The sequence below is a fragment of the Photobacterium panuliri genome (assembly GCF_059920555.1).
Genome location: NZ_CP197192.1, coordinates 25,911 through 40,583, shown reverse-complemented (window position 1 = coordinate 40,583; position 14,673 = coordinate 25,911). Strand labels below are relative to the sequence as shown.

The window sequence follows — 14,673 nt, the reverse complement described above, 5'->3', positions numbered from 1 at the left end:
CATGAAACCTATCTTTGGCAGGGGCCCCTCCCTGCAACTGCGCCTGTTTCTTGCTATTTTGCTGTCGGTTGGCCTTATGCTAGCCGACAGTCGTCTTGACGCCTTTGCGAATGTTCGTTACCTGCTCAACTCTGCCATAGCCCCCTTGCAGTACGCCGCTAACCTGCCGCGCGATATGCTTGACGGTGTTTCCGGCCAATTCAGCACTCACCAGCGCCTGCTTGCCGAAAACAAACTGCTACAGCGTGATTTGCTGGTGCAGCAAAGCGACGTGCTATTGCTTGAACAGTTGAAACAGGAAAACCAGCGGCTCCGTGAGTTGCTGGGCTCGCCGTTTGTCCGTGACGAAAAGAAACTGATTGCCGAGGTGATGGCGGTGGACTCGGATCCGTACAGCCATCAGGTGATGATCGACAAGGGCCGGGTTGACGGTGTTTACGAAGGCCAACCGGTGATCAACGAAAAAGGGATTGTCGGTCAGGTGTCCTATGTCGGTGCCCACAACAGCCGGGTGCTGCTGCTGATTGACCCGACCCATGCGATTCCGGTGCAGGTTGTTCGAAACGATATCCGGGTGATTGCCTCTGGCAGTGGTTTGGTTGACCAGATCCAGCTTGAGCATGTGCCGAGCAGTACCGATATTCAGGTCGGTGATCTGCTGGTGAGCTCTGGTCTCGGCGGGCGCTATCCGGAAGGTTATCCGGTAGCCCATGTCACTGAGTTTTCGTTCGACAACAAACGCCCATTTGCCCAGATCAAGGCCCGCCCGACAGTGCAGTTTGACCGATTACGTTATCTGCTGTTGGTGTGGCCGACCGCGCGCGAGACCTTGAGTGCAGGAGAAATGAACAGTGACGCACAGTAAAGCGAACGGTCGCGTGTGGATTTGGCTCTCATTCCTCGTGGCTTTGATTTTGCAGGCCGCACCGTGGCCTGGTGAGCTTGAGCCGTTTCGTCCTTCTTGGGTGATATTGGTGGCTTTTTACTGGGTGCTGGCCCTGCCGCACCGAGTCAATGTCGGTACCGCACTGGTGCTCGGTTTGCTCTGGGACCTGATGCTGGGCTCGACCCTCGGGGTGCGCGGGCTGATGATGTCGGTCCTGTGCTATATCGTGGCCCTCAATTTCCAGGTCTTGCGTAATTTGTCACTGTGGCAACAGGCGATGCTGATCGGTTTGCTGACCCTCGGTGGCAAGCTGGTGGAGTTCTGGGCTGAGTATCTGGTGTCGGTGATCACGTTCGATCCCGAAAGGCTGTGGGCCGTGGTATTGAACTTCCTGCTGTGGCCGTGGTTGTTCCTCCTGCTGCGCCGGATGCGCCGCAAGCTCTCAATTCGTTAATATATATTCCCAATACGATCTGTTCGGTGCTAGTGTGTAACCATGCCCATCAAGGCACAACGAATGGATCGTATTGATTTCCCAGACCAAACCGAATGAATGTTACTATGTCGACTCCGCAATTGTATTTAGCCTCAGGCTCCCCGCGACGCAAAGAACTCCTAACCCAGCTTGGTTACCACTTTGAACGTGTGGTTGTTGATGTCGAAGAGCAGCATCAAGTCGGGGAATCCCCGTCGGATTACGTCCAGCGCCTGTCCCGTGACAAGGCCAATGCTGGCGTTGCCGCCGTGGCGGGCGCGGCCCCGGTACTGGGGGCGGATACCATAGTGGTAGTGGATGGGACGATCCTAGAAAAGCCGCGTGATTTCAACGATGCCAAGCGGATGCTTACTCTGCTTTCCGGGCGTCAGCATCAGGTCATGACGGCGGTGACGCTGGCAAGCAGCTCGGCGCAGTCCACTCGGCTTGTTATCACCGATGTCTGGTTCAAAACGCTATCAGAACAAGAAATAGAAGCCTATTGGGCTAGCGGTGAACCTCAGGACAAGGCGGGTAGTTACGGCATTCAGGGAATTGGCGGCAAGTTCGTCGAGCGCATTGATGGCAGTTATTATGCTGTGGTGGGGTTACCGTTAGTGGAAACCGACATCATGGTTCAAGAGTTTTTAAGTTTGTAAATTCAGAGGCAACCATGAGCACAGAGCTGCTGATAAACGTCACTCCGAGCGAGACCCGCGTCGCGATGATCGAAGCGGGGAGCTTGCAGGAAATTCATATTGAGCGTGAATCCAAGCGCGGTATTGTCGGTAATATCTACAAAGGCCGGGTCAGCCGGGTTTTGCCGGGGATGCAGGCTGCTTTCGTGGATATCGGCTTGGACAAAGCGGCATTCCTGCACGCTTCCGATATCGTCCCACATACCGAGTGTGTGGCCGAAAACGAGAAGAAGCAGTTTCAGGTCCGCGATATTTCCGAGCTTGTTCGTCAGGGGCAGGATCTTGTTGTACAGGTCGTCAAGGATCCGTTGGGTACCAAGGGCGCGCGCCTGACCACGGATGTGACTTTGCCGTCTCGTTACCTGGTATTTATGCCGGGGGCGAGCCATGTTGGTGTTTCCCAGCGCATTGAGAGCGAAGGCGAGCGAGATCGCCTTAAGCGGGTTGTTTCAGAATATTGCGACGATTTGGGTGGCTTTATTATCCGTACCGCTGCCGAAGGGGCTACGGACGAGGAAATCGCTCAAGATGCCGCGTTTTTGAAGCATCTTTGGCGTAAGGTGCTTGAGCGCCGTGCCAAGTACAAGCCAAAATCCATGCTGTATGGCGAGTTGGGCCTGGCCCAGCGGATCCTGCGAGATTTTGTCGGTACAGAGCTAGATAGTATTCTGGTTGATTCTCGATTGGGTTTTGAAAAACTCAAGGAGTTTACCGATGAATTCGTTCCTGAGCTGAGCGATAAGCTGGAGTACTATGCCGGCGAGCAACCTATCTTTGATCTCTATGACACCGAGAACGAAATCCAGCGTTCGCTGGATCGCAAGGTGGAGCTCAAGTCTGGTGGCTACCTGATTATCGATCAGACAGAGGCGATGACCACGGTGGACATCAACACCGGGGCATTTGTCGGCCGCCGCAACCTCGAAGAGACGATCTTCAATACCAATATCGAGGCCACCAAGGCGATTGCCCGCCAGCTACGGCTGCGCAATCTCGGCGGTATTATCATTATCGACTTTATCGATATGGCACTCGACGAGCATCAGCGCAGGGTATTGATTGCGCTGGAGCAAGCACTCTCTTATGACCGAGTGAAAACCAATATCAACGGCTTTACCCAGTTGGGCTTGGTGGAAATGACCCGTAAGCGAACCCGTGAAAGTATCGAGCATGTATTGTGTGATACCTGTCCGACTTGCGAGGGGCGCGGAACGGTGAAGACGGTGGAAAGTGTCTGCTATGAGATCCTGCGTGAGATCACCCGGGTCAACAGGGCTTACGATGCTGACCGTTTCGTGGTGTACGTATCGCCTGCTGTTGCCGAGGCACTGGCCGGGGATGAGTACCATGCGCTTGCCGAGTTGGAAGTCTTTATCGGCAAACAGGTTAAGATCAAGGGCGAGCCGCTGTATATTCAGGAACAGTTCGACGTTGTGATGATGTAAGCGAGGCGATGGCGTGACAACACTCCCCGTGCGTCTGGCCAGAAGCGTGATGTGGCTGGTACTAACATTGTTGGTACTGGCCGCAATTGCAATCAGCGCCTTGCGTTTTTTGCTGCCCCAACTCAATGATTACCGCGAGCCGATCAGGCAATGGGCGTCAGCGCAGGCAGGTATGTCGTTGGCGGTCGATCATGTCGAGGGCCAGTGGCGTAATTTAGAACCATCACTGACCCTGAAAGGGGTGAGTGTCAATTTGCCGGACGCGCCCCAATCGCTGGTGGCCATCGGTGATGTGTCGATGCGGTTGGATATGCTGGGCTCGCTGCTAAGCCTGAGCCCGGTATTTACCGATCTGCGTATTGATCGCCTCAGTTTGGATTTGACGCGTTTGAGCGGGTTTGGCGATGGCAATACCAATACTGCCGATGAACCTGCCGAGACGACTCAGCTGGCGACGATCCGCCGCCTTGAGGAGCTGCTCTTTGTCCAGCTCGGACAGTTCTCCCTCCGTAATAGCGAAATTACCCTGATGTCACCGGCTGATGAGCGGATCACCATCGCGATTGAGTCGCTCAAGTGGGTGACCCTGAATAACCGGCACCGGGCAGAGGGTGTCATCAGCGTGGCCGATACCCATTTCAGCCAGATGACCGTGATGGCCAACCTATCGGCCAAGCAGCATCTCAGTGAGCTCTCCGGGCAGATATATCTTCGTGCCCGCAATCTCTCTTTAACGCCGTGGCTCAACAAAAAGGTGCTGACCCAGACCAATGTCACTGGCAGCAATATCAATGCCGAGCTGTGGCTTGAGATGGCCGACGGCAAGCCCTCCGGGAGCCTGTTACAGCTTGATGACAGCTACTTGCGCTGGCAGTCAGGCAAGCAGTCCCATACCTTCAAAATCACCAAGGGGCGGGTGGGCTTGAAGCCTGCAGCGCTGGCCAATGGTACCTCTGGATGGCGGGTTGACACCAACCAGCTGGCCCTGAGCACGGATGGCAAGGCGTGGCCGGCCTTTGAGTTGGCGGCGAGTTGGCATGAAGGGCAGTGGCAGGCGGCGATCAGCCAGTTGTCGCTGGCCAGGTTGCGGCCGTTTGCTGAGTTTATTCCTGACGGGAAAGAGACGGTGGCCATGCTTGGCCAATTACAGCCGCGTGGGTTGGTGAAGGATATTCGCCTGTCTGGTAACGGCGTGCAGGATCCTCGTTTTTCATTCCGCCTTGATCAGGTGGGGATCAATAACTGGGATCTGGTTCCGGGCATGGGTAAGCTCAATGCCGAGGTGGCCGGGGATCTGAAAGGAGGCCGTGCGGTATTGAGTATGGCTGATGACACCCTGCCTTACAGCGAAGTGTTTCAGGCTCCTCTCAAGATCAAGCAGGGCGATATCACGGCCTACTGGCAGCTGGACAAGCAGGGCTGGCGGCTGTGGAGCGACCACCTTGCTGTTGCCACCCCGGATCTCAAGGTCGATGGCCAGTTCCGGATCGATTTCCCGGCGGATGCGCCTGCTTGGCTCTCTTTTTACGGCGAAGCCAGTGCTTACAAAGTAGGGGAAACATGGCGTTACCTGCCTGCCCCTGCATTGGGTCAGGAGTTGACGGATTATCTGTCTGCGGCGATACAAGGCGGTAAGGCAGAACATGCCAAGCTGCTGTGGTACGGCGAGCTCGAGGATTATCCCTACCAGAACCATGACGGTATTTTCCAGGCGGATGTACCGCTGCGCGGCGGTAAGTTCAGTTTCGATACGGCCTGGCCTGACTTGACGGATCTTAGCTTGGATCTGCTGTTTGAAAATGACTGGATGTACCTTGATGCCAGCCATGCCAAGACCATGGGGGCAACGGCTTCGCGAGTCACAGGCGGGGCCGAGCTGGGCGAGAATGGCCACCTTCAATTGACGGTGGATGTGGCGGCGGACGGTGAGCAGGTACGTGATTACATGCTCGCCACCCCGTTGGTGGACTCGGTTGGGGCTGCCTTGACGACCGTGCAAGTCAGTGGCCCTGTCAGCTCGCGGTTCAAGCTGGATATCCCGTTTGATGGCAGTGATGTCAGGGCGTGGGGGGATGCCACTCTTAGTGGTAATGCCGTCGTTCTTGATGCGCCGCCGATCCCGCTCGACAACGTGAGCGGCAAGATTGTGTTTGACAACGATGTAGTGAAAGCCGATGGACTTAAGGCGTCCATGCTGGAACAACCGATTGAGCTTGGATTTTCCGGGCGGAGCGTCGCGGACGGCTACCGGGTGGATGTGGATTTTGGCGGTAACTGGCAGGCAGAGAAGCTCCAGGCCCAGCTAGACGATCCCCTGTTGGCGCATGTCCGGGGGCTGAGCCGCTGGCAGGGTAAAGTCGGTGTGGATCTGCATGATACCGGTTTTGATTATCAGGTCGCAGCCGATGCCGATCTCACCCAGATTGCGAGCCAGTTGCCATATCCGCTCAGCCATGTCGCAGGAACACCCCAGCGTCTGTCGCTGGCTGTTACGGGGAATAAGCAGCAGTTGACGGGCAAGCTGATCACCAAGGATGCGGCCTATCAGGGGATTTTCAATCTTCAAGGTGAGCGTATTGTCATCGAAGGCAGTGAGTTGGCTGTTGGCAAGTCGACGTTGCTGCCAACTAGAGGGGGCGTCCACGGGGTGGATATCGACAGCGAGCGGCTCGATGGCGACCGCTGGATAGCGCTGGCTGGTGAGATCCACGATAAAGTTGATACCGGTATTTCCAGCGGTACCCACAGTGCGTTTCCTGAACTGCCGCTGCCGACCCGGGTGAAGGCTTCGGTCAGGCAGTTGGTGCTCGCCGGGCTGGATTGGAACAGGGTGGCTTTGAATATCAGTCAGCAGCACGGCCGCTGGGATATTGCCGTTGACGGCCGTGAGCTCAAAGGCCGGGCGTCAGGTACCAAGGGACGCCCGTGGAATATCAATATCGCCAGCCTGCACCTTAACCTGCCGGCGCTGGAGCAGCAAGATAGCTCCAAATATCAGCCACAGCGTGATATTACCCCACCGACGGAGTTTGACCGCTCGATGATGGCCAATATGCCGGAGCTTGATGTTCAGGTACATGATGCATGGCTGCAAGGGTACAAGCTGGGATCTGTATCGGGTAAATTGCGCCGGGGTGTTGATATGCTCGAGTTGCAGAACTTTACGGTTGATTCAGGTTCGACGGTGCTTAATTTAGATGGGCACTGGAGTTTGCGAGGTGATCGCAGCGAAACTCAGATTGCATTCGATATCGAGGGTGACAATAGCTCGGACTTGATGGGGCGGTTTGGGATTAACGGTGGGATTCAGGGGGCTGAATTCAGTTCCTATGCGTCGATTCAGTGGCAGGGGACCCCATGGTCGGTTCATCGTGAGACCTTAAGTGGCGAGCTGAAGTCTGAGACCGGCAAAGGTGTGATCAGTGATATTGGTGGCGCCGGACGGTTGCTGGGATTATTCAGTATTGATTCGATTGTTCGCAAGATGAAGCTCGATTTTTCAGGGATTTTCGATGACGGCTTGGCTTTTGACTACATTCGAGGCAGCGGTCGGATTGAGAACGGCCAGTTCTATACTGATGATATCAAGATGCAGGCATTGGCCGGTGATATGTTTATCCGTGGAAGTGCTAATCTTGTAGATGAAACTGTTGATGCCAAAGTGAAATTTATCCCAGATTTCACTTCGGGGATCCCAGTGCTGACAGCCTTTGCGGTTGCGCCACAGACGGCGATTTATGTGTTTGCCATTTCCACGGCGCTGTCGCCGGTACTCGATGTCTTTACTCAGGTGAATTATATCGTCAAGGGACCGATAGAATCGCCATCTGTTACCGAGCAGTCTCGCTTTACCGGTGAGTTCAAGGTGCCTGATTCCATGAAAAGCAAGGAAACAGGCAAGGAATAACCACCGTTGCTGGTGGCAGTGATTATGATAGTCGGTATTGGATTTACCGAGGCAAAAGGAGGCAGCCATGACAGTTGTGGGCTTGGTACAGATGAATTCGGGCAATGAGCCCGAACGCAATCTCAAGCAGTTGGAAAGAAAGCTCAAAGGATTGCAGCTTCAAGGGGCCAAATTGGTCGTGACGCCGGAAAATTGCTTGGTGTTTGGCACCAAGGAAGATTACTCCCGTCACGCCGAACCCTTGGGGGATGGGCCGCTGCAGTTGGCCGTCGCGAAGATGGCCCGTCAGCTTGGGATCTGGTTGTTGATAGGGTCTATGCCGATCCGCCAGCCTTCCGGAGCCCTGACCACGACCGCTTTGCTGTTTGACGATAACGGAGAGCGGGTTGCGCATTATGACAAGCTGCACATGTTTGATGTGGCCGTCGCCGATATGCACCGTACCTATCGTGAATCTGACACCTTCGAGCCGGGACAATCGGTGAAAGTCGTCCCAACGCCATTTGGCAACATTGGGCTGTCTATTTGTTATGATATCCGATTCCCGTTGCTATACAGTGAATTGCGCGAGCAGGGGGCTGATATTATTGTGGTGCCTGCGGCCTTTACCAAGGTGACGGGCAAGGCACACTGGGAGCTGCTGCTCCGTGCTCGTGCTGTCGAGACTCAGTGCTGGGTCCTCGCGGCGGCGCAGTGGGGGGAGCACAATGAATCCCGCGAGACCTGGGGGCATTCGATGGTTGTCGATCCCTGGGGACAGGTTGTCGCCACCCAGTCCCAGGGTACCGGGGGGGTGCTGGCCGAGATTGATCTTGGTTTTAGCCAAGCGATCAGAACAAACATGCCGTTGGCGGAACATGCACGCTTTGCTGTTCGCCGACGTGACCGCTAAGTGGCAGTGGCCGCTTGGCCGAATGACAAGAGCAGAAAAATGACACTGGAAACTGTAGAAAAGACAATGCTGGCCCAGTCAGGGCTGGGACGTGAAGAGCTGAGTCGTACACTGGGCGTAGTGGCGGCCCGCGAGGTCGACTACGCTGATATTTATTTCCAGTCTTGCTGGCATGAGTCGCTGGTTCTAGAAGACAGCATCATCAAGGATGGATCATTCAATATCGATCGCGGTGTTGGGGTGCGGGCGGTGTCTGGCGAGAAGACCGGTTTTGCCTATTCCGATCAGATCAACCAACTGGCTCTGACCCAAAGTGCCAAGGCGGCGCGCGGGATCACCCGTAGTGGTGGCGACGGCAAGGTCAAAGCATTCACTCCGGTCGTACCGACAGAATACTATGCCGCGGTCAATCCGCTGAACGGTTTCGACAAGCACCAGAAGATCGCTTTGCTAGAAGAGATCGACCGTTATATCCGGACCAAGGAGCCATTGGCGACCGAGGTGTCGGTTAGCCTCAACGGTGTGTATGAGCAAGTATTGGTCGCCGCTCTCGATGGGACGTATGCTGCGGATATCCGTCCGTTGGTTCGACTATCGATCAGTGTTTTGATTGAGAAGGGTGATAAGCGTGAGCACGGTAGCGCGGGTGGCGGTGGCCGTTTTGGTTACGAGTACTTCCTCACTGAAACCGGCGGCAAGAGCGTGGCCCTGACTTATGCCGATGAGGCTATCCGTCAGGCATTGGTCAATATTGATGCCGACGAGGCACCTGCGGGTACGATGCCCGTTGTTCTTGGCGCGGGTTGGCCGGGCGTATTGCTGCACGAGGCTGTGGGTCATGGTCTTGAGGGGGATTTCAACCGCAAGGGCTCGTCAATGTTCTCGGGGCAGATGGGTGAGCAGGTGACATCCAGCCTATGTACGATTGTCGATGACGGTACCTTGGTTGATCGCCGTGGTTCGATCAATATCGATGACGAGGGCACGCCGGGCCAATACAATGTGCTGGTCGAGAAGGGTAAGCTTAAGGGCTACATGCAAGATAAGCTCAATGCCCGCTTGATGGGCGTAGCACCGACGGGCAATGGTCGCCGAGAGTCGTATGCGCATTTGCCGATGCCGCGTATGACCAACACTTACATGTTGCCGGGCGAGCACAGCCCTGAAGAGATTATTGCCAGCGTGAAGCGTGGTGTTTACGCGCCGAACTTTGGTGGTGGCCAAGTGGACATTACTTCGGGCAAGTTCGTTTTCTCTGCGTCTGAGGCATACCTGATTGAAGACGGTAAGATTACTCGGCCAATCAAGGGTACGACCCTGATCGGTAGCGGTATCGAGGCAATGCAGCAGGTGTCGATGGTCGGTAACGATCTCGATATCGACCGCGGCGTCGGTGTCTGTGGCAAGGCAGGGCAGAGCGTGCCTGTCGGTGTCGGTCAGCCGACCCTGAAAATTGAGTCGATGACGGTTGGCGGTACTCAGTAAGCGCCGATCGACAGTGATAAAAAATGCCAGCGAAGATGCTGGCATTTTTTTTGACGGCGAACAGAACGCTTAGTCTTCGATGTACAGCTCTTTGAGGTACTGGAAGATTTCGCGGTAAGCCTTGGCTGGCTTGCTCTGCTCTTTTTCTTTCTTGGCCTGACGAACCAGCTGGCGCAGGTGCTGACGGTCAGCGTCAGGGTGATCAACCATAATGGCATTGATCATGCTGTCACCGTTTTCGATCAGCTTGTCGCGCTTCTGCTCTAGCTTGCGCAGTTGGGCAGTGGTTTGTGAGTGCTTGTTGTTAAGTTTGTCCAGTGCTGTCTGGATTGGCTCAATCTCAACCTGACGCATCAGTTTGCCGATACGCTGCAGCTGACGGCGACGGGCTTCGTTTTTGAAGCGCTGAGCGTCTTTCACCGCTTCTAGCAGCTCTTCGTCCAGCGGGATTTTTGCCAGCGCACCTGGTTTTAGTTCAACCAGCTCTTCGCCCATTTTTTGTAGGGCTTCCATATCGCGCTTCATCTCGGATTTACTTACCCAGATGATTTCTTCTTCTTCTTCCCAAGGGGCTTTTTGGTTTTTACGGCTCATAATGGGCTCATCGCTTTTGCATTTTGGGGTATTTTACCAGTTTAATCATCTTTTGGGGCGCAAAAAACACCCTGCCAGTGTTATCCTAATAGTAATACCTTTTTCAGAGGCTTGTGGCACATCTGTGATGCTGGCAAGTCCGTGGTGAGATAATTAGATGATGGACGTGAAAGAACAGGTCGCCCAGCAGCGTGTTCAGCTGGAAGCTGCAGTAGCCCGGGCGCTTGAGCTGGCTGGTATGCAGGCTGATGCCGCAGAAGTGGCCATTAACAAAACCACCGGGATCAGTGTATCGACGCGGATGTGTGAAATCGAAAATGTCGAGTTCAACAGCGACGGCGCGTTGGGGATCACTGTATATCGTGGCCAGCGCAAAGGCAGCGCATCAACATCGGACCTCAGTGAAGAGGCGATCGCCCAAACTGTGGCGGCAGCGTTGGATATTGCCCGTTATACCTCGGAAGACCCATTTGCCGGCCCTGGCCCGGCAGAGTTGATGGCGAGGGATATTCCTGATCTTGATCTGTTCCACCCTGACGAGCCGGAACCGGATCATGCCGGTGAGATCGCCGCTCGTGCTGAGCAGGCCGCGCTGGACTACGATCCACGGATCAAGCAGAGCGACGGGGCAAGCTATGACAGCCATTACGGGATCCGGGTATACGGCAACAGCCACGGGATGCTAGCCAGTTATGCCTCGAGCCGCCACAGCACCAGCTGCTGCGTGATTGCCGAGGGCAAGAACGGCGAGATGGAGCGCGACTACAGCTATACCAGCGCCCGTCGAGCTCAGGACTTATGGACACCGGAAGCGGTGGGCTTGCATGCCGCCGAGCGCACCGTTGGCCGAATCGACCCTCGTAAGCTATCAACCCGCGAAGCGCCGGTGATGTTTGCCGCCGATATTGCAACAGGCCTGTTCGGCCATTTGGTGATGGGGATCAGCGGTTCCAACCTTTACCGTAAGTCCTCTTTCCTGCTTGATCACCTAGGTAAGCAAATTTTCCCTGACTGGGTGAATATCAGCGAGCGTCCACATGTTCTGCGCGGGATGGCCAGTACGCCGTTTGACAGTGAGGGTCTGGCAACCCATGATCGCGAGATTATTCAGGACGGCACTTTGCAGACATACCTGATGACCAGCTATGCGGCGCGTAAACTGGGCAGCCAGCCGACCGGCCATGCCGGCGGGATCCACAACTGGCTGGTCAGCTCGACCGGCGAGAGCTTCGAGCAGATGCTGCGCAAGATGGATCGTGGCCTTTTGGTGACAGAGCTAATGGGCCAGGGCGTTAATATTGTCACGGGGGATTATTCTCGTGGTGCGGCGGGTTTCTGGGTGGAAAACGGCGAGATCCAGTATCCTGTCAGCGAGATCACCATTGCTGGCAACCTTAAGGATATGATGGCCAATATGGTTGCTATCGGCAGCGACACCGAAATGCGCAGCCAGATCCAGACCGGCTCTATTTTGCTCGACCGGATGAAGATTGCCGGTGAGTAATACCTGTCGAGGTAGCTGAAAATACAAAAAAGCGAGAGCCGGTGCTCTCGCTTTTTTTATGGTTCGATCCGGCCTAGTTATTGGACCAAAAAGAGGGTCGCTAGTCCGAGGAAAACCGACAGGCCGACAATATCGGTGATGGTGGTGAGAGCCATGCCCCCTGCCAGCGCCGGGTCGATATCCATTTTCTTGAGCATGATCGGGACGCAGACCCCAGCGATACCAGCGACCAGCAGGTTGGTGAGCATGGCCCCGGCAATAATGGCCCCGAGCAGGAAGTTCCCCTTCCACAAGACGACGACGGAGCCAATGATAATCGCCCACAGGATCCCGTTGATCAGGCCGACACGCGCTTCTTTGCTTAGCAGCCAGCGGGTGTTGCTGTCACCGATGTGGCCGACGGCTAGGCCGCGGATCACCAGGGCGACCGTCTGGTTGCCCGCCACCCCGCCCATTGACGGTACGATGGTCATCAAAATAGCGATTGAGGCCATTTGTGCGAGGGTTTCCTCGAACATATTGGAGACGGAGGCGGCAGCCAAGGCGGCAAGGACGTTGACCCCGAGCCAGATACTGCGGCGCTTGGCGGATTTGACGACGGGGGCAAAGGTGTCCTCGTCATCGTCCATACCCGCCATACTCATCATCGAGTGCTCGGCATCTTCACGGATAATATCGACCACGTCATCGATGGTGATACGGCCGACGAGATGGTTGTTGGCATCAACCACCGGTGCCGACAGCCAGTTGCGGCGCTCGAACAGGTTGGCGACCTCACCATCGTCCATGTCGACCGGAATCGCATCGTCGGCATCTTCCATCACATCATGGATCTCGACATCGGGCTGGGTGGTGATGAGGGTGGCCAAGCTGAGGTAGCCGATCAGTATTTCGTTGAGGTCAACCACGTACAGGGTATCGGTCGCTTCCGGCAATTCGCCCTTCATGCGCAGGTAGCGCAGAACCACGTCGGCACTGACATCACCACGGATGGTGATGAAGTCGGTGCTCATGATGCCGCCGGCGGTATCTTCCGGATAGGCCAGTGCTTTTTCGACTCGGTGACGGTCGGTCGCATCCATTTGCGCCAGCACTTCTTGGTATTTGTCGTCGGGCAGGCTACGCAGGACGTAGGCAACGTCATCCGACTCCATCCCTTCGGTAACGGCGGCCAGCTTGTCCGGTGCCATCTGGGCAACGATACCGTCTTTGACGTCTTCGGAAAGCTCGTCGAGGATATCACCCTGCTCTTCGGGATCGGTCAGTTGCCACAGGACCTGACGTTCTTTTGGGGGGCAGGCTTCAAGCAGGTGGGCGATGTCTTCCGGCTCCATTTCCTGCAGCATGCGGCGGACATGGACAAACATCCCGTTTTCTAGGGCCTGGTTGACTTCCTGTAATGTTTGGTGCGTGTTGTCTTGTTCAATAATGTCAGCCATGGCCAGCAGTACCCCAAATGACTCTGAGACGTTATACCGCGAGGAGTCCTCTGCCCGATGCCAGCTATGACTATGAGGTATAACGATGCAATAAGCTGAATTTTAACGCAATAGGAGGTGGCTTGTCTCATCAGATATGAGAGGAAATGATCAATTCATCACCAAGAGGGGCGAGCGATGTGCTAAGTGGCTTAGTTTTCCTCGTCAAAGCCCGCTTCGATAAGCTCGCTGACTGCGGCCAGTGCCGTGGCGGCATCATGGCCTTCAGCTGATACGACCACCCGCTGCCCTTGGGCTGACTCGAGCATCAGCAGGCCCATCACGCTATCGGCGGTGGCGGTTTTGATACCGTTGCTGATGGTGATGGTTGCCTCGAAGCTCTGGGCTAGCTCGACCAGTTTGATTGCCGCCCGGGCATGGAGGCCGAGGCGATTCTTGATAAACAGATCGCGGCTCAGGCTACTCATTGCTTACTTTCCAATGTTCGGTGGCGAATCTGGACTTGGTGCCCTTCATAGCGGAAGTATTCGGCAAGCTGCTGGGCAACGTAGACAGAACGGTGCTGGCCGCCGGTACAGCCGATGGCTACGGTTAGGTAACTGCGGTTGTTTTTTTCCAGCATCGGTAGCCAAGTTTCGATGAAATTGCGGATCTGATTGGTCAGCTGGCCGACTTCGGGGTGGCTGCTGAGGTAGTCTTTGACACCTTGATCGAGGCCTGTCAGGGGTTTTAGCTCCGGTACCCAATGGGGATTGGGCAGGAAGCGAACATCAAACACATAATCGGCATCAGTTGGCAGCCCGTATTTGAAGCCAAAAGACTCGAATACCATGATCAACTCACGCGCATCGCGTCCGAGAACTCGGGATCGGACCATCTCGCTCAGGTCATGGATTGACTTATGGGTGGTGTCGATAACCAGATCGGCCCGCTCCTTGATGGGTGCCAGTACGGCATTTTCCGACAGGATTGCCTGTTCCAGTCCGAGATCGAAGCGTGACAGTGGGTGTAGGCGGCGGGTTTCGCTATAGCGTTTTACCAGTGTCTTGTCGTCGGCATCAAGGTAAAGCACGTTGACATCGATATCATCGCCCAGAGACTCGAGGATATGTCGGATTTCATCGGGTTGGGATGGCAGGTTGCGCACATCAATGCTGACGGCGATATTTTGTTGGCTGCCAGCCAGAGTTCGGACGAATTCCGGCAAAAGGTTAACAGGCAGGTTGTCGACACAGTAATAACCGAGATCTTCCAATACGCGAAGGGCAATAGATTTTCCCGAGCCGGAACGACCGCTTACGACCATTAACATCATGGCTGTTATTCCTCAGGGTTGGGGCGAAAGAGG

Annotated in this window: 12 protein-coding genes; 8 read left to right on the top strand and 4 right to left on the bottom strand. The window is 55.4% G+C overall.

Annotation, left to right across the window (positions count from 1 at the left end; all coding sequences use genetic code 11):
- Window position 1 precedes the first annotated feature (1 nt).
- From mreC to tldD, 7 genes are all read left to right on the top strand, one after another.
- Window positions 2–865 (top strand): rod shape-determining protein MreC, encoded by an 864-nt coding sequence (gene mreC, locus ACSF8X_RS00225; RefSeq protein ID WP_047878544.1) that lies wholly within the window; start codon window positions 2–4, stop codon window positions 863–865.
- Window positions 852–1,340 carry a rod shape-determining protein MreD gene (mreD, locus tag ACSF8X_RS00220; protein WP_047878545.1) on the top strand — a complete coding sequence of 163 codons (489 nt, stop codon included), beginning with the start codon at window positions 852–854 and terminating at the stop codon, window positions 1,338–1,340. Before mreC ends, mreD begins: the two co-directional genes overlap by 14 nt.
- Window positions 1,341–1,447: 107 nt before the next feature.
- Window positions 1,448–2,020 carry a Maf family protein gene (locus ACSF8X_RS00215; RefSeq protein WP_047878546.1) on the top strand — a complete coding sequence of 191 codons (573 nt, stop codon included), beginning with the start codon at window positions 1,448–1,450 and terminating at the stop codon, window positions 2,018–2,020.
- A 14-nt stretch (window positions 2,021–2,034) separates the two neighbouring features.
- Window positions 2,035–3,504, top strand: a complete 1,470-nt coding sequence (gene rng, locus ACSF8X_RS00210) for a ribonuclease G (protein WP_047878547.1) — start codon at window positions 2,035–2,037, stop codon at window positions 3,502–3,504.
- Between the two features lie 13 nt (window positions 3,505–3,517).
- Entirely contained in the window at window positions 3,518–7,411 is a 3,894-nt protein-coding gene (locus ACSF8X_RS00205; RefSeq protein ID WP_500850432.1) for a YhdP family protein, read from the top strand.
- Between the two features lie 67 nt (window positions 7,412–7,478).
- Window positions 7,479–8,303: a carbon-nitrogen hydrolase family protein gene (locus tag ACSF8X_RS00200; protein ID WP_500850431.1), complete on the top strand. Its 825-nt coding sequence runs from the start codon at window positions 7,479–7,481 to the stop codon at window positions 8,301–8,303.
- A 39-nt stretch (window positions 8,304–8,342) separates the two neighbouring features.
- On the top strand, window positions 8,343–9,788 hold the full coding sequence (gene tldD / locus ACSF8X_RS00195; protein WP_047878550.1) for a metalloprotease TldD: 1,446 nt from the start codon (window positions 8,343–8,345) through the stop codon (window positions 9,786–9,788).
- 69 nt (window positions 9,789–9,857) lie between these two features.
- On the opposite strand, the gene yjgA is transcribed toward tldD, so the two are convergent.
- Complete coding sequence (yjgA, locus tag ACSF8X_RS00190; RefSeq protein ID WP_500850430.1) at window positions 9,858–10,382, bottom strand: ribosome biogenesis factor YjgA; 525 nt, start codon at window positions 10,380–10,382, stop codon at window positions 9,858–9,860.
- A gap of 160 nt (window positions 10,383–10,542) precedes the next feature.
- On the opposite strand from yjgA, the gene pmbA reads away from it, so the two are divergent.
- Window positions 10,543–11,886, top strand: coding sequence for a metalloprotease PmbA (gene pmbA / locus ACSF8X_RS00185; protein WP_047878552.1), 1,344 nt, complete (start codon window positions 10,543–10,545; stop codon window positions 11,884–11,886).
- A 77-nt stretch (window positions 11,887–11,963) separates the two neighbouring features.
- Here the strand turns inward: pmbA and mgtE are convergent, their stop codons facing one another.
- The 3 genes from mgtE to rapZ form a co-directional block, all read right to left on the bottom strand.
- Complete coding sequence (gene mgtE, locus ACSF8X_RS00180; RefSeq protein WP_047878553.1) at window positions 11,964–13,325, bottom strand: magnesium transporter; 1,362 nt, start codon at window positions 13,323–13,325, stop codon at window positions 11,964–11,966.
- A gap of 191 nt (window positions 13,326–13,516) precedes the next feature.
- Complete coding sequence (locus tag ACSF8X_RS00175) at window positions 13,517–13,792, bottom strand: HPr family phosphocarrier protein (RefSeq protein WP_047878554.1); 276 nt, start codon at window positions 13,790–13,792, stop codon at window positions 13,517–13,519.
- Window positions 13,789–14,640: an RNase adapter RapZ gene (rapZ, locus tag ACSF8X_RS00170; RefSeq protein WP_500850429.1), complete on the bottom strand. Its 852-nt coding sequence runs from the start codon at window positions 14,638–14,640 to the stop codon at window positions 13,789–13,791. Before rapZ ends, ACSF8X_RS00175 begins: the two co-directional genes overlap by 4 nt.
- Window positions 14,641–14,673 lie beyond the last annotated feature (33 nt).

Bases quoted from the DNA above. Each gene is read 5' to 3' on its own strand.
- tldD (WP_047878550.1), top strand. From the start codon at position 8,343: ATGACACTGGAAACTGTAGAAAAGACAATGCTGGCCCAGTCAGGGCTG.
- ACSF8X_RS00215 (WP_047878546.1), top strand. From the start codon at position 1,448: ATGTCGACTCCGCAATTGTATTTAGCCTCAGGCTCCCCGCGACGCAAA.
- mgtE (WP_047878553.1), bottom strand. From the start codon at position 13,325: ATGGCTGACATTATTGAACAAGACAACACGCACCAAACATTACAGGAA.
- mreC (WP_047878544.1), top strand. From the start codon at position 2: ATGAAACCTATCTTTGGCAGGGGCCCCTCCCTGCAACTGCGCCTGTTT.
- rng (WP_047878547.1), top strand. From the start codon at position 2,035: ATGAGCACAGAGCTGCTGATAAACGTCACTCCGAGCGAGACCCGCGTC.
- ACSF8X_RS00175 (WP_047878554.1), bottom strand. From the start codon at position 13,792: ATGAGTAGCCTGAGCCGCGATCTGTTTATCAAGAATCGCCTCGGCCTC.
- rapZ (WP_500850429.1), bottom strand. From the start codon at position 14,640: ATGATGTTAATGGTCGTAAGCGGTCGTTCCGGCTCGGGAAAATCTATT.
- ACSF8X_RS00200 (WP_500850431.1), top strand. From the start codon at position 7,479: ATGACAGTTGTGGGCTTGGTACAGATGAATTCGGGCAATGAGCCCGAA.
- yjgA (WP_500850430.1), bottom strand. From the start codon at position 10,382: ATGAGCCGTAAAAACCAAAAAGCCCCTTGGGAAGAAGAAGAAGAAATC.
- pmbA (WP_047878552.1), top strand. From the start codon at position 10,543: ATGGACGTGAAAGAACAGGTCGCCCAGCAGCGTGTTCAGCTGGAAGCT.